This is a genomic window from Streptomyces sp. NRRL B-1347 (genome assembly GCF_000720325.1).
In the GTDB taxonomy this organism is placed as follows: domain Bacteria; phylum Actinomycetota; class Actinomycetes; order Streptomycetales; family Streptomycetaceae; genus Streptomyces.
In genome coordinates, this window is the sequence record NZ_JOJM01000057.1 from 18,639 (window position 1) to 36,636 (window position 17,998).

Consider the following 17,998-nt stretch of genomic DNA (forward strand, 5'->3'; position numbering starts at 1 on the left):
GCGCGGCAGGCAGCGCGGCCGCGCCGGACCGTAGGAGGTCGTGCCCGTGCGCCCCACCGCTTCCGCCCCTCTCCTCCTCGCGACCGTGCTCGCCGCCGGCGCCCTCACCGCGTGCGGCGGCGGCTCCGGTGACGACCCGGACACCGTGAAGGTGTCGTACAAGCAGTCCATGGACAACCAGATCCGGGTGATGGACGACTACCTGGAGGCCATGAAGAAGCAGTTCGAGAAGGCGCATCCGGGCAAGAAGGTGAAGCTGGTGCCGATCAAGGCGCCGGACGCCGAGTACTACACGAAGGTGCAGCAGATGCTGCGCTCCCCGAAGACCGCGCCCGACCTCGTCTACGAGGACACCTTCCTCATCAACTCCGACATCACCAGCGGGTACTTGAAGCCGCTCGACCCCTATCTGGAGAAGTGGAAGGAGTGGCCGAAGTTCATCGACACGGCCAAGGCGGCGGCGCGGGCCGAGGACGGCAAGACGTACGGCGTGCCGGACGGGACGGACACCCGCGGCCTGTGGTTCAGCAGGGACATCTTCAGGAAGGCGGGCCTGCCGCAGGACTGGCAGCCGAAGGACTGGGACGAGGTCCTGGACGCCGCCCGCACGGTCAAGGAGAAGGTCCCGGGCGTCGTGCCGCTGAACGTGTACACCGGCAAGCCCGGTGGCGAGACCTCCGCCATGCAGGGCCTGGAGATGCTCCTGTACGGCACGGGCAAGGACCCGGTGTACGACCCGAAGGCCAAGAAGTGGGTCGTGGGCAGCAAGGGGTTCAAGGACGCGCTCACGTTCGTCGAGACCGTCTACAAGGAGAAGCTCGGCCCGGACGTCGAGGACGCGCTCGACCCGAACATGGCCACGCGCGTACGCGGCGAGTTCCTGCCCGAGGGCAAGCTCGCCATCAACCTCGACGGCTCCTGGCTGCCGCAGGACTGGCTCAAGGGCTCCGGGCACGAATGGCCCGAGTGGTCCAAGGAGTTGGGCCTCGCGGCCATGCCCACGCAGCACGGCCAGGCGCCCGGCAAGGTCAGCATGTCCGGCGGCTGGACCTGGGCCGTCCCGGCGAAGGCGGACAACCCCGACCTCGCGTTCGAGTTCATCGAGACGATGCAGACGAAGGAGAACGCGAAGCGGTGGTACATCGCCAACTCCGGGATCTCCGTACGGGAGGACGTCGCCAAGGACCCCGAGTACGTGCGGGCGCAGCCCGGCATCCGGTTCTTCACCGGCCTGGTCGCCGCCACCCACTACCGGCCCGCCTACCCCGCGTACCCGAAGGTCTCCACCGCGATGCAGGAGGCCATGGAGAAGGTCACCACGCGTGACGACTCCGTGGCGGGCGCGGCGAGCGGCTACGACGACGAGGTCAGGTCGGCGACGGACGGCAAGGTGATCGAGAGGTGAAGGCCCCGGCGACGGCACCGCGCGAGGCCCCGCCGCGGGCCGCCGCGCCGCGCCGCCGGCGCCTCGCCCGCTCACTGGGCCGCGCCCTGCCCGTCTCCCCCGCCGTCGTCCTGATGGCGCTGTTCCTCGCGGGCCCCATCGGCTACTGCGCGTACATCGCCTTCACCGACCTCCAGCTGACCGGCCAGGCGCACGAGAGCTTCGTCGGCTTCGAGAACTTCCGCACGGCCTTCGCCGACGAGGACTTCCTCAACGCGGTCCGGCTGACGCTCGTCTTCACCTTCCTGTCGTCGATCGTCGGGCAGAACACGCTCGGCCTGGCGCTCGCCGTCCTGATGCGGCGGGCGTCCAAGACGGTGCGCACCGTCACCGGGGCCGTCGTCATCACGGCCTGGGTGCTGCCCGAGGTCGTCGCGGGCTTTCTCCTGTACGCCTTCTTCCGCCGCGACGGCACCCTCAACGCGGTCCTCGACGTCCTGCATCTGCCGTCCCAGAACTGGCTGTACACGCTGCCGATCCTCGCGGTGTCGTTCGCGAACATGTGGCGGGGCACGGCCTTCTCGATGCTCGTGTACTCGGCGGCGCTCAGCGAGATCCCCCAGGAGATCACCGAGGCCGCGGAGGTCGACGGCGCGGGCGGCTGGCGCCGGATGTGGCACATCACGCTGCCGATGATCCGCCGCTCCATCGGCACGAACCTGATGCTCAACACCCTCCAGACGCTCTCCGTCTTCGGCCTCATCTGGGTGATGACGCGCGGCGGGCCCGGCAACCGCAGCCAGACGCTGCCGCTGTTCATGTACGAGCAGGCGTTCCAGAAGAGCATGATCGGGTACGGCACGGCGGTGGCGCTCCTCCTGCTCCTCGTGGGGTCCCTGTTCTCCCTGGTCTACATGCGCCTGCTGCGCACGGAGGTCTGATGTCCGCACGCCGCGCCCGCAGCCGCCGCATCGCCGCCGACATCGGACTGCTCACGGTGGCGGCGGCCTTCGCGGTGCCGCTCGCCTGGGTGCTGCTCTCCGCCGTCGACCCCAAGGCCGACGTGGGCGTGAAGTCCCCTGACGGCTTCACGCTCGACAACTTCGACGCGGTCCTCACCGACGAGATCACCTTCACGCCGATGCTGAACAGCCTGCTGCTGTGCGGCGGCGGCACGCTGCTTACGGTGGTGAGCGCGGCCCTCGCGGCCTACCCGTTGTCGCGCTACTCCTCCCGGCTCAACCGGCCGTTCATGCTGACGATCCTGTTCGCGACGAGCCTGCCCATCACCGCCATCATGGTTCCGGTGTACGCGCTGTTCGTCCGCGTCGACCTCATCGACACCATGCAGGGCACGATCTTCTTCTTCGCCGCGTCCCAACTGCCGTTCGCCATCTGGCTGATGAAGAACTTCATGGACGGCGTGCCCAAGGAGCTGGAGGAGGCCGCCTGGACGGACGGCGCCTCGCCGCTGCAGTCCCTCGTCCGCATCGTGCTGCCCCTGATGGGGCCGGGCGTCGCCGTCGTGACCGTCTTCTCCTTCGTCCTGATGTGGGGGAACTTCTTCGTCCCGTTCATGCTGCTGCTCTCCCCCGACCAGATGCCCGCGGCGGTCAGCATCAACGACTTCTTCGGCAGCAAGGGCGCCATCGTCTACGGCCAGCTCGCGGCGTTCTCCCTCATCTACTCGACGCCGGTGATCCTGCTGTACGTCCTGATCGCCCGGCGCCTGGGCGGCGGCTTCGCCCTCGGCGGCGCGGTGAAGGGGTAACGGGCTTGCGGCCCGGACCGGCGCAGGGGCGCGCGGCGTGGTGCGTTGCCGGATGTGTGTTCCTCCCAGCAGTAGCCTCGTAGGAACGCACCGTAGTCGCCCGACCGCTGTCGCCCTACCGTGTGCCCCGTGCAACGCAGCCAGCCCACACCGCCCTTCGACTTCCCCGCCGCGCGTCGGCTGCGCGAGGCGCTGGGCATGGCGCCCGGCCACGTCGCGTACGGCATGCGGGCCGGTTACGGCCTCACCCACGTCACCGCGGACACCGTCAGCGCGTGGGAGCGGGGTCTGGCCACGCCCAACGCGGCGGAGCTGACCGCGCTCGCGGCCACGCTGTGGTGTTCGCCCGGCGAACTCATGGGCGCCGCGCGGACCTTGCGGGAGCACCGGCTTGCGCGCGCCCTCGCCCCGGAGGACGTGGCGCGCGGCGCGGGCGTGGAGCTCCAGGCGTATCTGCGCATGGAGGAGACCGACGAGTGGCGCGGCAGCGACCGGCAGTCCGCCGCCCTCGCACACACGCTCCAGCTCTCGCTGCCGGACTTCATCGCGGTCACCGGCCGCGCGGACCGGCTCGCGGAGCTGCTGCGCAGCGCGGTGACGACCCGCTGGCAGGGGTACGTACGCCCGGTCAGCAAGCTCCTCGCCGTCGACAAGCGCACCGTCGAGGGGCCGCTGCGGCGGCTGCACGAGGAGTACCAGTCACGGATGGTCCGCACCCTGAGCTGGGGCGCGGGCGCGAGCGCGGACGCCTCGGGGCAGGCGGGCCGCGACTTCCTCGACCGGGTCCTCGACCACTTCTGGCCCCTGGTCCCGGGCCCGCCCTGAGACGGCCCGGGACGCGCCCCCGGACATCTGTATGAGCTCTGGATAGAACGTTCTAGTCGCCGAAGAGGTTGTCTTCGGGCCTCGCCCGGTCTCGTAAGGCAGTCCTAGAAGACGGACTCGGCCTCGTCCATCCGGTCCTTCGGGACCGTCTTGAGCTCCGTCACGGCCTCCGCGAGCGGCACCATCTCGATGTCCGTGCCGCGCAGCGCGGTCATGCGGCCGTAGTCGCCGCGGTGGACGGCCTCGACGGCGTGCCAGCCGAAGCGGGTGGCGAGGACACGGTCGTACGCGGTGGGCGTGCCGCCGCGCTGGACGTGGCCGAGGATGACCGGCTTGGCCTCCTTACCGAGGCGCTTCTCCAGCTCGTAGGCGAGGGCCGTGCCGATGCCCTGGAAGCGCTCGTGGCCGAACTGGTCGATGGCGCCCTTGCCGTAGTCCATGGTGCCGTCGGCGGGGTGGGCGCCCTCGGCGACGCAGATCACCGCGAACTTCTTGCCGCGCGCGAACCGCTCCTCGACCAGCTTGACCAGGTCGGCCGGGTCGAAGGGCCGCTCGGGCAGGCAGATGCCGTGGGCGCCGCCCGCCATGCCGGACTCCAGGGCGATCCAGCCCGCGTGCCGCCCCATGACCTCGACGACCATCACGCGCTGGTGGGACTCGGCGGTGGTCTTCAGCCGGTCCATGGCCTCGGTGGCCACGCCGACGGCCGTGTCGAAGCCGAAGGTGCGGTCCGTGGAGGAGATGTCGTTGTCGATGGTCTTGGGCACGCCCACCACGGGTACCCCGGCCTCGTGCAGCATCTTCGCCGCGGTCAGCGTGCCCTCGCCGCCGATCGGGATGAGCGCGTCGAAGCCGCTCTTCTCGATCAGGTCCTTGGCGTTGTCGCAGGCGGCGCGGAAGCGGGCGCGCTCAAGGCGGGAGGAGCCGAGGATCGTGCCGCCGCGGGACAGGATGCCGCTGACCGCGTTCAGGTCCAGGGTCCGGTAGCGCCCGTCGAGCAGGCCCGCGTACCCGTCCTCGAAGCCGATGACCTCGTCGCCGTAGTTCGTGACGGCTCGGTGCACGACCGACCGGATCACTGCGTTGAGGCCCGGGCAGTCGCCGCCCGCGGTGAGAATTCCGATACGCATCGCGCTGTGTCTCCTGCTCGCTGTTGCTTCGTGTGAGCCGGTCCGATTGTTCCACGGCGTTCGGCCAGCCTGCGACTTAGCCAGCCGCAGAGGTATTGTCAAGAGGGCACGACCAACAATATCGGGTGTTTTTCCGGCGCTGCCGGAGCTGCCCTCCCCCTCCTCACCAGCGGGAACAGAGAAGAAACGGAGAGCACGCGTGACGCGCAGCGTGTACGTGACCGGGATCGACCGGGGCGACGGCCGCCAGGTCGTCGAGCTGGGAGTCATGGAACTCCTGACCCGCCAGGTGGACCGCGTGGGAGTCTTCCGCCCGCTCGTCCACGACGGACCGGACCGGCTCTTCGAGCTTCTGCGCGCCCGCTACCGGCTCTCCCAGGACCCGGCGTCCGTGTACGGCATGGACTACCACGAGGCCTCCGCGCTCCAGGCCGAGCGGGGCACCGACGAGCTGGTCTCCCAGCTCGTCGACCGCTTCCACCAGGTCGCGCGCTCCTACGACGTGGTCCTGGTGCTCGGCACCGACTTCGCCGCCACCCAGCTCCCCGACGAGCTGTCGCTCAACGCCCGGCTCGCGAACGAGTTCGGCGCCTCCGTCCTCGCCGTCGTCGGCGGCAAGAACCAGACCGCCGAGTCGGTGCGCGCCGAGACCCGCAACGCCTACCGCGCCTACGAGGCCCTGGGCTGCGACGTCCTCGCGGTGGTCACCAACCGCGTGGCCCCCGCCGACCGCGCCGAGATCCACGAGCACCTCGCCACCGGCCTGCCGGTGCCCTGCTACGTGCTGCCCGACGAGCCCGCCCTGGCCGCGCCGACCGTCGCGCAGATCACCCACGCGCTCGGCGGCAGGGTGCTCCTCGGCGACGACTCGGGCCTGGCCAGGGACGCCCTCGACTTCGTCTTCGGCGGCGCGATGCTGCCGACCTTCCTGAACGCCCTGACCCCGGGCTGCATGGTCGTGACTCCCGGCGACCGCGCCGACCTGGTCGTCGGCGCGCTCGCCGCGCACAGCGCGGGCACCCCGCCGATCGCGGGCGTCCTGCTCACCCTGAACGAGCAGCCGGGCCCGGAGATCCTGCGCCTGGCCGACCGGCTCGCGCCCGGCACGCCCGTGGTCGCGGTCGCCGGCGGCTCCTTCCCGACGGCCGGCGAACTGTTCGCCCTGGAGGGCAAGCTGAACGCGGCGACGCCGCGCAAGGCGGAGACCGCCCTCGGCGTCTTCGAGCGGCACATCGACACCGCCGAGCTCCTGGAGCGCCTGTCGGTGTCCGGCAGCGACCGCGTCACGCCGATGATGTTCGAGCACAAGCTCCTGGAGCGGGCCCGCGCCGACCGCCGCCGCGTCGTCCTGCCCGAGGGCACCGAGGAGCGCGTCCTGCGCGCCGCCGACGTGCTGCTGCGCCGCGGCGTGTGCGACCTGACGCTGCTCGGCCCCGAGGAGGCCATCCGCAAGAAGGCCGCCGACCTCGGCGTGGACCTCGCGGACTCGCAGCTCGTCGACCCGCAGACGTCCGAGCTCCGCCAGCGCTTCGCCGAGGAGTACGCGCGCCTGCGCGCCCACAAGGGCGTGACCGTGGAGCTGGCGTACGACGTGGTGGCCGACGTGAACTACTTCGGCACGCTGATGGTGCAGGGCGGCCTCGCCGACGGCATGGTGTCCGGCTCCGTGCACTCCACGGCCGCGACCATCCGCCCCGCCTTCGAGATCATCAAGACAAAGCCCGACGCGTCGATCGTGTCGTCCGTGTTCTTCATGTGCCTGGCCGACAAGGTCCTCGTGTACGGCGACTGCGCGGTCAACCCCGACCCGAACGCCACCCAGCTCGCGGACATCGCCGTGCAGTCCGCGGGCACGGCCGCGCAGTTCGGCGTCGAGCCGCGCATCGCGATGCTGTCGTACTCCACCGGCACCTCCGGCTCGGGCGCCGACGTCGACAAGGTCCGCGAGGCCACCGAGCTGGTCCGCGGCCAGCGCCCGGACCTGAAGATCGAGGGCCCGATCCAGTACGACGCCGCCGTCGAGCCGTCCGTGGCCGCCACCAAGCTGCCGGGCTCCGCCGTCGCGGGCCAGGCCAGCGTCCTGGTCTTCCCCGACCTGAACACCGGCAACAACACCTACAAGGCCGTGCAGCGCTCGGCCGGCGCGATCGCCGTCGGCCCGGTGCTCCAGGGCCTGCGCAAGCCCGTCAACGACCTGTCCCGCGGCGCGCTCGTCCAGGACATCGTGAACACGGTCGCCATCACGGCGATCCAGGCCCAGACCCCCACCCAGTCCTCCCCCCAGTCCCCCACCGAGAAGGCCCCCCAGTGAGCTCGTCCCGTGTCCTCGTCCTCAACTCCGGCTCGTCGTCGGTGAAGTACCAGCTCCTCGACATGGCGGACAACAGCCGCCTGGCCATGGGCCTCGTCGAGCGCATCGGCGAGGAGACCTCCCGGCTGAAGCACACCCCGCTGACGGGCGGCGGCGCCGAGCGCGAGCGCACCGGGCCGATCGCCGACCACGAGGCCGCCCTGAAGGCCGTCGCGGAGGAGCTGGCCGCGGACGGGCTCGGCCTCGACTCGCCCGAGCTGGCCGCGATCGGCCACCGCGTCGTGCACGGCGGCCTGAAGTTCACCGAGCCCACGGTCATCGACGACGCGGTCCTCGCCGAGATCGAGCGCCTGGTGCCGGTGGCCCCGCTGCACAACCCCGCCAACATCACCGGCATCCGCACGGCCCAGGCGCTGCGCCCGGACCTGCCCCAGGTCGCCGTCTTCGACACCGCCTTCCACACGACGATGCCGGAGGCGGCCGCCCGCTACGCGATCGACGTGGCCACCGCCGACGAGCACCGCGTACGCCGGTACGGCTTCCACGGCACCTCGCACGCGTACGTGTCGCGGGCGACCGCGGAGCTGCTCGGCAAGGCCCCCGAGGACGTGAACGTCATCGTCCTGCACCTCGGCAACGGCGCCTCCGCGTCCGCCGTGCGCGGCGGCCGGTGCGTGGACACCTCCATGGGCCTCACGCCTTTGGAGGGGCTCGTGATGGGTACGCGTTCCGGAGACCTGGATCCGGCCGTGATCTTCCACCTGGCGCGGGTCGGCGGCCTTTCCATCGACGAAATCGACACGCTCCTCAACAAGAAGAGCGGCCTTATCGGCCTGTGCGGCGACAACGACATGCGGGAGATCCGCCGCCGCATCGACGAGGGCGACGAACAGGCCCGACTCGCCTTCGACATCTACATTCACCGCCTGAAGAAGTACATCGGCGCCTATTACGCGGTTCTCGGCCGGGTGGACGCCATCGCCTTCACGGCGGGCGTCGGCGAGAACGCGGCGCCGGTGCGCGAGGCCGCCGTGGCGGGCCTGGAGGAGCTGGGCCTCGCGGTGGACGGCGACCTCAACGCGGTGCGGAGCGACCAGCCGCGGCTGATCTCCCCCGAGTACGCCCGGGTGAAGGTCGCGGTCGTACCGACCGACGAAGAACTGGAAATCGCCGCACAGACTTATGCGCTGGCAGGAAAGAACAGCTGAGCACCCGGCCGCCCATTTGTATCTTCCGCCAGACGGAATATTCCGTAGCGAAACAAACCGATAGGATCGCCCTCATGCGCCGTTCCAAAATCGTCTGCACCCTGGGTCCCGCCGTCGACTCCGAGGACCAGCTCGTCTCGCTGATCGAAGCCGGCATGAACGTGGCCCGCTTCAACTTCAGCCACGGCACGCACGCCGAGCACCAGGGGCGGTACGACCGCGTCCGGGCCGCGGCGGAGCGCACCGGTCGCGCCATCGGCGTCCTCGCCGACCTCCAGGGCCCGAAGATCCGCCTGGAGACCTTCGCCGAGGGCCCGGTCGAGCTGGTGCGCGGTGACGAGTTCACCATCACCACCGAGGACGTGCCCGGCGACAAGTCGATCTGCGGAACGACGTACAAGGGCCTGCCCGGCGACGTCACCAAGGGCGACCAGGTCCTCATCAACGACGGCAACGTCGAGCTGAAGGTCGTCGAGATCGACGGACCGCGCGTCAAGACGATCGTCGTCGAGGGCGGCGTCATCTCGGACCACAAGGGCATCAACCTGCCCGGCGCGGCCGTGAACGTGCCCGCGCTCTCCGAGAAGGACATCGACGACCTGCGCTTCGCCCTGGCGATGGGCTGCGACATGGTCGCCCTGTCCTTCGTGCGCGACGCGGACGACGTGAAGGACGTCCACAAGGTGATGGACGAGGAGGGCCGCCGGGTCCCCGTCATCGCCAAGGTGGAGAAGCCGCAGGCCGTCGAGAACATGGCGGACGTCGTGGCGGCGTTCGACGGCGTCATGGTCGCGCGCGGCGACCTGGCCGTCGAGTACCCCCTCGAAAAGGTCCCGATGGTGCAGAAGCGCCTCGTGGAGATGTGCCGCCGCAACGCCAAGCCGGTGATCGTCGCGACCCAGATGATGGAGTCGATGATCACCAACTCCCGCCCCACGCGCGCCGAGGCGTCCGACGTCGCCAACGCGATCCTGGACGGCGCGGACGCGGTCATGCTGTCGGCCGAGTCCAGCGTGGGCGCGTACCCGATCGAGACGGTCAAGACCATGTCGAAGATCGTCACGGCGGCCGAGGAGGAGCTCCTCTCCAAGGGCCTCCAGCCGCTGGTGCCCGGCAAGAAGCCGCGTACGCAGGGCGGTTCGGTGGCCCGCGCCGCCTGTGAGATCGCGGACTTCCTCGACGGCAAGGCCCTGGTGGCCTTCACCAAGTCCGGTGACACCGCACGGCGCCTCTCCCGCTACCGCGCGGCCCAGCCGATCCTGGCCTTCACCACGGACCAGGAGACCCGCAACCAGCTCGCGCTGAGCTGGGGCGTGGAGTCCTTCGTCGTCCCGCACGTCGACAACACCGACGCGATGGTCGAGCTCGTGGACGCCGAGCTGCTCAAGCTCAAGCGCTACAACGAGGGCGACACCATGGTCATCACCGCGGGCTCGCCCCCCGGCGTCCCCGGCACCACGAACATGGTCCGGGTGCACCACCTGGGCAACGGCTGCCGCGACTGACGTCGTCGGGCGGTGAGAAGCAGACAGTGAGCAGAGGAGGGCACCCCCGGCCGGGGGTGCCCTCCTCGCGTTCCGGGCGGTTCAGTCGGTGATCGACTGGTGCAGGCCGGGGATGGTGAGTTCGCCGCCGAACTGGCCCGCCTGCTGGACCTTCACATTGGTGAAGTAGATCAGCGGCAGATTCAGCGGCGGCGGGTGCTCCGGGTCGAAGGTGACCGGGATCAGGCCGAACAGATTGCCGGAGATGCGCTCCGTGTACATCGTCGTGTCGCCCTTGCGGATCGTGGACGTGGAGCCCTTGGCGGCCTGGACGTGGTACTTCTTGCCACCCGGGCCGTCGACGATCTGGTGCAGGTCCCCGATGTCCGTACCGCCGCTGATGATGTACTTCAGCGCCTGCTTGGTCTGGCCGTTGGGCATCTTCAGGTTCACGACGCCCTTGTAGTCGGCCCCCTTGAGCAGCAGGGAACTGGCCTCCAGGTGCCACGGCTGGTTCGGGATCGGCGCGGGCGACTGCTCGTCGTCGCCGTCCACCTTCTTCTCCACGACGCACGGGAACGGCTTCTTGCCGTTCTCGTCCGGGGCCATGGGGTCCTCGGACTCCTCCGGGTCGGGCTCCTCCTGGCCGCCGTCGGCCTTGTCTTCGGCCTTGTCGTCGATCTTGTCCTTGGCCTTGTCGGCCTCGTCCTTGGCCTTGTCGGCTTCGTCCTCGGCCTTGTCCCGGATGTCGTCGGCGGTGTCCTTCGCCTTGTCCGCGGCGCCCTCGACCGGCTCGGTGGCCTTGCCGTCCCTGCTGCCGCCGCCCTTGATGTCCTCGGGGTCCTTGGACTCGGACGGCTTCGGGGCCGGGGACTCCTTCTCGCGCTCGCCCGGCGTGAGGAGGTCCTTGAGGGCGTCGCCGACACCCAGCGGGTCGAGGGGGTTCGTGGGCTTGGACGGCTCCGGGGCCTTGGTACCGGCCTCGCCGGTCCTGTCGGCCCCGGACTCCGGCTTATCGGCCCCGGACTCCGGCTCGTCGGGCTTGTCGGGCGTCTCCGCGGACGGCGGAGACGTCGGCTTGTCCGCCTCCTCCTTCTTCTTCGCGTCCTCGGCCCGCTTCCGCGCGTCCTCGGCCTGCTTCTTGCGCTCGGCTTCCTTCTTGGCCTTGTCCGCCGCGGCCTTCTCGGCCGCTGCCTTGTCCGCGGCGGCCTTCTCGGCGGCGTCCTTCTCCGCGTCCTTGGACTGCTCGTCCGGAGCCGTCACGCACGGCCCGTCCTGGAAGGGGTTCTCGGGCACGCCCGGCTTCGCCTGGGCGAGCTGCGGCGTCAGCCCCATCCCCATGAGGACGGCGGTGGGCATGGCCGCGAGGGCCACCACCTTGCCGACGGGTACACGAGTCAACAGCGGCTTCTTGGGGGCCGCGTGCCGCGGCCCCGTTCTCCCGCGGGACGTGACCGCATCGGTCCCGCGGCGCACCTCGTCAGTCGGCACGGTGCCTCCCGTTCGTCCCGTTGCTCGGGCTCGTTCCTGACAAGTCGTCGGTCATGCCGCCCGCGCCGGGTGCCGCCTCGTGCGCGGCTCCCGCCGCCGCTTGCGGGGCACCGCCGTCGAAGGCCCTGGCGTCCGGCGCCTTCGCGCGCCGTCTCACGGGCCTCTGCGGCTTCTCGTGCACCCAGGAGATGCCGAGCGCGCCGCCGATGAGAGCGAGCAGGAAGCCCATGACGAACCCGCCGAAGTTGGACACCACCAGGGAGACCAGGGCGAGCAGGATCGCCGCGACGCCCGCGAACACGCGGGACTGCGGCTGGAACCACATGGTCAGGCCGAGCACGACCAGCAGCACGCCGATGATCAGCGATCCGGCCCCGGCGGTGGTCGCCATCCGGATCGTCAGGGTGCCGAGCGTGAGGTTCGCGTACGGGAAGTACATGATCGGGATGCCGCCGAGCAGGGTCAGCAGGCCGCCCCAGAACGGGCGCCGGCCGCGCCACCCCCGGAAACTCCGGCGCATCCGGCCGAGCTTGCTACCACCAAGGCCCACTTGCGCTTCGGCGCTCATGTCGTACAGCTCCTCGGGTACGGCGTTTGGTTCTGTGTGTCGGATGCGGGCACGGGGACCGCAGCTCGGAGAGGTGCGGCGCCCCCGCGCCCGGCCGTTCGGCGCAACGAGTGCGGCTCAGACAGCAAGTGCCCCGGCAGTGGCCTCGACTGCGGCTCGGTGAAGCGAAGCGGTTGAGTGAGGCTGGGGAGACCGGGGCGGCAACTGCCTCAGTAGCACTCGTGCTTGCCCTTCTTGACCGACATGTGCAGGCCGGAGAGCTTGAAGGTGCCCGCACTCGTCGCCCACGCACGCTGCTTGACGTCGGTGAAGCGCACCTTGTCGGCCTGCTGCGCGAACGAGTCCGGTACGTACTTCCGGTGCTGGGGCTCGTCGCCCTTGTCACCCGGGTTCGGGCCGGGGCCCTTCGTCGTGCGGTCGATCGAGACACCGATGTCGACGTTGGTGAACGTCGCGTTGGCCCTCAGATCGTCGGCGTCGATGTAGAGCTTCTTGGCCTCGACGCGCGGACCGCCCTCGCCACCGGCCGTGAGCTTCATCGACACGTTGCCGAAGAGCGGGACCGGAACGACCACGGACTGGCAGAGATTGGTGATCTTCGCCGAGTCCATGCCGACGACGGCGACCGGGTGCTTGCCCGAAGCGCCGGTGTCCATGGCGCCGTACTGGACGAACCCCTTGCCGTCGAGCTGCTTCGCGGTCACCTTGAACTGCTGACCGGACACACTGAACGATGCCGCGAGCGCACCCTGCGAGAGGGCCACGCCTATCGCGGCCGTCGCCGCGACGCTCGGCACCATGACCACGGCGAACCGCTTCCATCTGGTTCCGCCACGAGCCACGGACTCCATGACTTTCCTCCTTCGCGGACGTACATCTCCGTCCCGCTGATCCCGAGGGGTCGGTGCAGCGGAGCGGGGATGGGAGAGGTGCTACGTCCTCGGTCAGGAGAGCGCCCGCGTCGACAGGCGCAGCGCGCCTGGGTCACCGGCGATCACCCCCGAGCGACAACCACTGGTCGCGCCTGACGCATCACGCACAACCTGCCGGACAGGCCCTGCCGCATCGGCGGGCAGAGACCCCCCTGTCCCAGACCGGCGACGGCGTCGCCGGCCTACTCGGTGGGGACCCAGAAATCCCGTCTCCCGAATGGCTGTCGGGCTGCGGGCAACGGACCGAGCGTGGCCGATCGTGGTGCATTCTCGGCGCCCGCACAAGGGGGTTCATTACTGACCGGTAACGGTCGGATAACCACGGCTTGACGGCCTGACATCGGTCAGCGACACACGGTGGTTTCAACAGACCGGGAAGATCCGGATATTGGCGAACAGAATTGGACAGAATGGCGCTTCGGACTTACTCCAAGTAACAGTGGCCGCGTTTGCCAAGATTTGGCAAAACGCGGCCACTGTGGCACTGCGGGAACAGACTTTTCACTTGGACACCACGCGCCCCGGCCCGGCGCGACCGGTCAGCGGACAGATCGCCGGGCAGGCCGGGGCAAATCCGGCGGAATACCGGACTCCGGGCGCATCGCACCCGGAGGTCGCCTCAGAAGAGCACCCGGGCGAGCGCCGTGCGCGCCGCCGTCACGCGCGGGTCGTCCGCGCCCACCACCTCGAAGAGTTCGAGGAGGCGCACGCGGGCCGCGTCGCGCTCGTCACCCGCCGTGCGCCGGACCGTCTCGACCAGGCGCCCGAAGGCGTCCTCGACGTGCCCGCCGACCAGGTCGAGGTCGGCCGCCGCGATCTGCGCCGCGGCGTCGCCCGGCTTCTCCGCGGCGTCCTTGCGAACGGCGGCCGGGTCCAACTCCTGGACACGGCGCAGGAGTTGGGCCTGGGCGAGGCCGAGCTTGGCCTCGGTGTTGCCGGGGTCGTCGCTCAGCACGTTCTCGTACGCCTGGACGGCGCCGCCCAAGTCGCCCGCGTCCAGGGCCCGGACGGCGGCCTCGAGCGCGGCGTCGTACGGACCCGCGGGGACGGGCGCGGGCTCCGCGCTCTCGGGGGCGTCCGCGTCGACGGTCAGACCGGTGAGCCCGAAGCGCTCCTCCGCGACCTGGACCAGCTGGTCCAGGGTCTGGCGGATCTGCGCCTCGGGGGCCGCGCCCTGGAAGAGCGGCAGGGCCTGGCCCGCGACCACCGCGAACACCGCGGGGATGCCCTGCACGCCGAACTGCTGCATCAACATCTGGTTCGCGTCGACGTCGATCTTCGCGAGCAGGAAACGGCCGTTGTACTCCTGCGTCAGCCGCTCGAGGAGCGGGCTGAGCTGCTTGCACGGCTCGCACCACTCGGCCCAGAAGTCGATGACGACGGGCACTTCGGTGGAACGCTGCAGGACGTCGCGCTCGAAACCCGCCTCGTCGACGTCGATGACGAGACTCGCGGGGGTGACGGCCCCGCCACCGCCCTGCCTGGCCGCTTCGGCGCGCGCCTGCTCCGCCTTCGCCTTGGCCTCCTGGGCCGCCTTCACCGCGGCGAGGTCGACGACTCCGCTCATGGACATGTTCCGTGGCTGCATGAGTACATCCTCCCCCAAGCCGTGCGGGAACCGTGCCCGCCCGCCCGTCTCCCGCCACCACCCTTCCAGGGAAGTCGCTTCGCTCCCCGGTTCATCCGTGGCCTCCGCCGGATGCGGGGCCGACGGACGAACCGGTTCCAGGTCCGGAGGAGGACCGTTCACGCTGTTCGTCGCGCGGGGTCCCCACCCCGCGCTCGTGGTTGCCGCCCCGAGGGCGGTAGAGGTTCGCTCGCAGCGCCGTGCCGCCGGTACGTGGCTCTGCGGCCTTCGTACGCGGCTTTCGCTACGGGTCGTAGCGTAACTGGATCCGTCCCGGCCCGGCACGGGGCTCCGAGTGATCTGCCTCACGCGCGGGCCGGTCGACGTGACCGTACTGGCCGGTATGGTCGCGGACATGCAGAGCCGCAGTACACCGTCCGCGCGCGCCGGAGGCCGCCCGCGCAGCGCCGAGGCGGACGCCGCCATCCTCGAAGCGACCCGTGCGGCCCTGGTCGACCTCGGCTGGACGAAGCTGACCCTGGGCGACGTGGCGACGCGGGCGGGCGTCGCCAAGACGACCCTCTACCGGCGCTGGGCGGGCAAGAGCGAGCTGGTCGTGGACGCGGTGGCGGAGCTCTTCGACGAGCTCGAACTGCCGGACGGCGGCAGCCTCGCCACCGACATCGAGAGCGTGGTCCTGCAGTTCGCGGCGCTGCTCGGGCGGCCCGAGACGAAGACGGCCCTGATGGCGGTGGTCGCGGAGTCCACGACGGACGCCCCGCTGCGGGAGCGGGTCCGCGCCTCCATCGTGGACCGGCAGAAGCGGCTCGTCCTCGAAGGGCGGCAGCGGGCGCAGGCGCGCGGCGAGCTTCCCGTGGAGCCCGACGCGACGGCCGCCGCCCGCACCGCCGACCTCATCTTCGACGTCATCGCCGGGGCGGTGGTGCACCGCGCCCTGGTCAGCGCGGAGCCGGTCGACCCCGACTGGGCCCGGAGCTTCACCCTCCTCCTCCTGGGCGGCCTCTCGGCGGCTTCCGGCCGGGGGCCCGGGACGGCGTAGGACCCCGGCCGGGTGGGGTCAGACCTGGTAGCGGGACGGGGCGAAGAGGGGGAGGTTGGCCTCCACCCAGGCCGAGGTGTGCTGCAGGCCCTCCTTGAGGGAGACCTGCGGCGTCCACCCGGCCCACTCGCGGGCCCGGGAGTTGTCGGAGACCAAGCGCTCCACCTCGCTGCCGGACGGCCGCAGCCGCGCGGGGTCGACCACGACCCGGGCGTCCCGCCCGCTCGCGGCGATGAGCGCCTCCGCCAGCTCCCCGATCGAGATCTCCCGCCCGACGCCGAGGTTCACCGCGTGCCCGAGCGCCCGCTCGCTCCCGGCCACGGCGAGGAACCCGCGCGCGGTGTCGGTCACGTACGTGAAGTCGCGCGTCGGCGTGAGAGAGCCGAGCTTGATCTCCCGCGCGCCGGAGTGCAGTTGGGCGAGGATGGTGGGGATCACGGCCCGGGCGGACTGCCGCGGACCGTAGGTGTTGAAGGGCCGTACGACCGTCACCGGCAGCTCGAAGGCGTGCCAGTGGGACAGCACCGTCATGTCGGCGCCGATCTTCGATGCGGAGTACGGCGACTGCGGCTGCAGCGGGTGGCTCTCGCTGATCGGCACCGCGCGCGCGGTCCCGTACACCTCGCTCGTCGACGTGTGGACGAGCCGCCGCACCGCGTGCCGCCGGCAGGCCTCCGCGACGTTCTCGGTGCCGACGACGTTCGTCTGCACGTACGCGCCGGGAGAGTCGTACGAGTACGGGATGCCGATGAGCGCCGCCAGGTGGAAGACGGTGTCGCACCCGGCGACGGCGTCGGACACGCGCCCCGGGTCGCGGACGTCCCCGGCGAGGAACTCGACCCTCGGGTCGCCGAGCAGATGCGCCAGGTTCCCCTTCTCCGCGTACGGCTTGTAGTGCACGAAGGCGCGGACGCGCGCGCCGCGCTCCAGGAGCAGGTCGACGAGGGTGGAGCCGATGAAGCCCTCGGCGCCGGTGACGAGGACGGTGCGGCCGGTCCAGTCGAAGGACGAATCCGCGGCAGCGGCGGACAGGGGCGTGGGCGTGGTCATGCGGCGTTCTCCCAGTGAGTGGAGGGGTGGTGGGCGGTGCCCGCCCGGTGGGCGAGGTCGAGGACGCGCGCGGCGAGCAGGTCGGCGGCGCGGGCGTGCGGACCCGGGTCGGCGGCGCCGCTCATGGCGGCGAGCCGCGCCGGGTCGTCGAGGAGCGGCCCGACGAGCGCGGCGAGCCGGTCCGCGGTCACCTCGGCGTCGGGAAGGAGGAGGCCCGCGCCCGCGTCGGACAGGACGCGCGCGTTGTGGGTCTGGTGGTCGCCGGGCGCGTGCGGGTAGGGCACGAGGACGGCGGGCACCCCGGTGCTGGCCAGCTCGGCGACGGTCGCCGAACCCGCGCGGCACACCACCAGGTCGGCGGCGGCGTACGCGAGGTCCATCCGGTCGAGGTAGGGCACGGCGCGGGCCACGGCGTCCCCGCCGTCGTACGCGAGCCGTGCCCGGGTCTCGTCGAGCGCGGCGGGCCCGGTCTTGATCAGCAGATGGACGTCGCCGCGGTGCCGCCAGCGCGCGGCGAGCCCGAGCGCGGCCTCGGTGAGGCGGGCGGCGCCCAGGCTGCCGCCGTTGAAGAGGAGCAGCCGCGCCCCGTCCGGCACGCCGAGCGCGCGGCGCGCGTCGGCGCGCAGGGCGGCCCTGTCCAGGCGGGCCAGGGCGTCGGCGATGGGCATGCCGGTGGTGTGGGCGCGGTGGCCGCCGGGCAGGTGCGCGCGGCTGCGGTCGAAGGCGACGGCCATGTGCGGGGTGAGGCGCGCGGCGAAGCGGTTGGCCCGGCCGGGGACGGCGTTGGACTCGTGGATGAGGCTGGGCAGGCCCGCCATCCGGGCGCCGACGATGACGGGGGCGCTCGGGTAGCCGCCCATGCCGACGGCGACGTGCGCGCCCTGCTCGCGCAGGATCGTGCGGCACTGGGCGCCGGACTTCAGGAGCGCGGCGGGCAGCAGGTACCGCTTCGCGCCGAGCGCCGGGTCGAACGGGATCATGTCGACGGTGTGCAGGCGGTACCCGGCCTCGGGGACGAGCCGGGTCTCCAGGCCCCGCTCGGTCCCCACGAAGGAGACCACGGCGCCCGGCACGGCCCGGCGCAGGGCGTCGGCGAGGGCGAGGCCGGGGTAGATGTGCCCGCCGGTGCCGCCCGCGCCGATCACGACGGACAGGGGCCTGGGCGGGCTCGGTGCGGTGACGGAAGTGACGACTGGTTTCATACCGGCTCACCGTCG

15 protein-coding genes are annotated in these 17,998 nt (G+C 71.2%); 8 read left to right on the plus strand and 7 right to left on the minus strand.

From position 1 onward, the window contains the following. Positions 1 to 40 precede the first annotated feature (40 nt). The 4 genes from IG74_RS0133845 to IG74_RS0133860 all read left to right on the plus strand — a co-directional run bounded on the left by IG74_RS0133845 (position 41) and on the right by IG74_RS0133860 (position 3,980). Entirely contained in the window at positions 41 to 1,405 is a 1,365-nt protein-coding gene (locus IG74_RS0133845; protein ID WP_030685028.1) for an extracellular solute-binding protein, read from the plus strand. A gap of 113 nt (positions 1,406 to 1,518) precedes the next feature. Next, complete coding sequence (locus tag IG74_RS0133850) at positions 1,519 to 2,325, plus strand: carbohydrate ABC transporter permease (RefSeq protein ID WP_234334540.1); 807 nt, start codon at positions 1,519 to 1,521, stop codon at positions 2,323 to 2,325. Continuing rightward, positions 2,325 to 3,155: a carbohydrate ABC transporter permease gene (locus tag IG74_RS0133855; protein ID WP_030685032.1), complete on the plus strand. Its 831-nt coding sequence runs from the start codon at positions 2,325 to 2,327 to the stop codon at positions 3,153 to 3,155. Before IG74_RS0133850 ends, IG74_RS0133855 begins: the two co-directional genes overlap by 1 nt. A gap of 198 nt (positions 3,156 to 3,353) precedes the next feature. Next, the gene (locus IG74_RS0133860) at positions 3,354 to 3,980 is read left to right on the plus strand and encodes a helix-turn-helix transcriptional regulator (protein WP_324607527.1); all 627 of its coding nucleotides are present in this window, start codon (positions 3,354 to 3,356) and stop codon (positions 3,978 to 3,980) included. A 104-nt stretch (positions 3,981 to 4,084) separates the two neighbouring features. Here IG74_RS0133860 and IG74_RS0133865 read toward each other — a convergent pair whose 3' ends face one another. After that, a complete protein-coding gene (locus IG74_RS0133865) occupies positions 4,085 to 5,110 on the minus strand; it encodes an ATP-dependent 6-phosphofructokinase (protein ID WP_030685037.1) in 1,026 nt (341 codons plus the stop codon). A gap of 199 nt (positions 5,111 to 5,309) precedes the next feature. Here IG74_RS0133865 and pta point away from each other — a divergent pair, with 199 nt between their 5' ends. From pta to pyk, 3 genes are all read left to right on the plus strand, one after another. Next, the gene (pta, locus tag IG74_RS0133870) at positions 5,310 to 7,421 is read left to right on the plus strand and encodes a phosphate acetyltransferase (RefSeq protein WP_030685040.1); all 2,112 of its coding nucleotides are present in this window, start codon (positions 5,310 to 5,312) and stop codon (positions 7,419 to 7,421) included. Further along, entirely contained in the window at positions 7,418 to 8,629 is a 1,212-nt protein-coding gene (locus tag IG74_RS0133875; RefSeq protein ID WP_030685043.1) for an acetate kinase, read from the plus strand. Before pta ends, IG74_RS0133875 begins: the two co-directional genes overlap by 4 nt. Before the next feature lie 74 nt (positions 8,630 to 8,703). Beyond that, positions 8,704 to 10,134: a pyruvate kinase gene (gene pyk / locus IG74_RS0133880; RefSeq protein WP_030685045.1), complete on the plus strand. Its 1,431-nt coding sequence runs from the start codon at positions 8,704 to 8,706 to the stop codon at positions 10,132 to 10,134. 81 nt (positions 10,135 to 10,215) lie between these two features. Here pyk and IG74_RS0133885 read toward each other — a convergent pair whose 3' ends face one another. The 4 genes from IG74_RS0133885 to IG74_RS0133900 all read right to left on the minus strand — a co-directional run bounded on the left by IG74_RS0133885 (position 10,216) and on the right by IG74_RS0133900 (position 14,692). Then, positions 10,216 to 11,514: a hypothetical protein gene (locus tag IG74_RS0133885; RefSeq protein WP_234334539.1), complete on the minus strand. Its 1,299-nt coding sequence runs from the start codon at positions 11,512 to 11,514 to the stop codon at positions 10,216 to 10,218. Positions 11,515 to 11,593: 79 nt separating this feature from the next. Then, positions 11,594 to 12,172 (minus strand): DUF6114 domain-containing protein, encoded by a 579-nt coding sequence (locus tag IG74_RS0133890; protein WP_030685049.1) that lies wholly within the window; start codon positions 12,170 to 12,172, stop codon positions 11,594 to 11,596. Positions 12,173 to 12,381: 209 nt separating this feature from the next. After that, positions 12,382 to 13,023 carry a DUF6230 family protein gene (locus IG74_RS0133895; protein WP_030685052.1) on the minus strand — a complete coding sequence of 214 codons (642 nt, stop codon included), beginning with the start codon at positions 13,021 to 13,023 and terminating at the stop codon, positions 12,382 to 12,384. Positions 13,024 to 13,723: 700 nt separating this feature from the next. Next, positions 13,724 to 14,692, minus strand: a complete 969-nt coding sequence (locus IG74_RS0133900; RefSeq protein ID WP_037826503.1) for a tetratricopeptide repeat protein — start codon at positions 14,690 to 14,692, stop codon at positions 13,724 to 13,726. 394 nt (positions 14,693 to 15,086) lie between these two features. Between IG74_RS0133900 and IG74_RS0133905 the strand changes: the two genes are divergently transcribed. Continuing rightward, positions 15,087 to 15,731: a TetR/AcrR family transcriptional regulator gene (locus tag IG74_RS0133905; RefSeq protein WP_107059092.1), complete on the plus strand. Its 645-nt coding sequence runs from the start codon at positions 15,087 to 15,089 to the stop codon at positions 15,729 to 15,731. A gap of 18 nt (positions 15,732 to 15,749) precedes the next feature. Here IG74_RS0133905 and IG74_RS0133910 read toward each other — a convergent pair whose 3' ends face one another. Both IG74_RS0133910 and IG74_RS0133915 read right to left on the minus strand, forming a co-directional pair. Further along, the gene (locus IG74_RS0133910; RefSeq protein ID WP_051855921.1) at positions 15,750 to 16,781 is read right to left on the minus strand and encodes a GDP-mannose 4,6-dehydratase; all 1,032 of its coding nucleotides are present in this window, start codon (positions 16,779 to 16,781) and stop codon (positions 15,750 to 15,752) included. Then, positions 16,778 to 17,983 (minus strand): UDP-N-acetylglucosamine--N-acetylmuramyl-(pentapeptide) pyrophosphoryl-undecaprenol N-acetylglucosamine transferase, encoded by a 1,206-nt coding sequence (locus IG74_RS0133915; protein WP_051855924.1) that lies wholly within the window; start codon positions 17,981 to 17,983, stop codon positions 16,778 to 16,780. The genes IG74_RS0133910 and IG74_RS0133915 overlap by 4 nt, the downstream gene beginning before the upstream one ends. Positions 17,984 to 17,998: the final 15 nt, after the last annotated feature.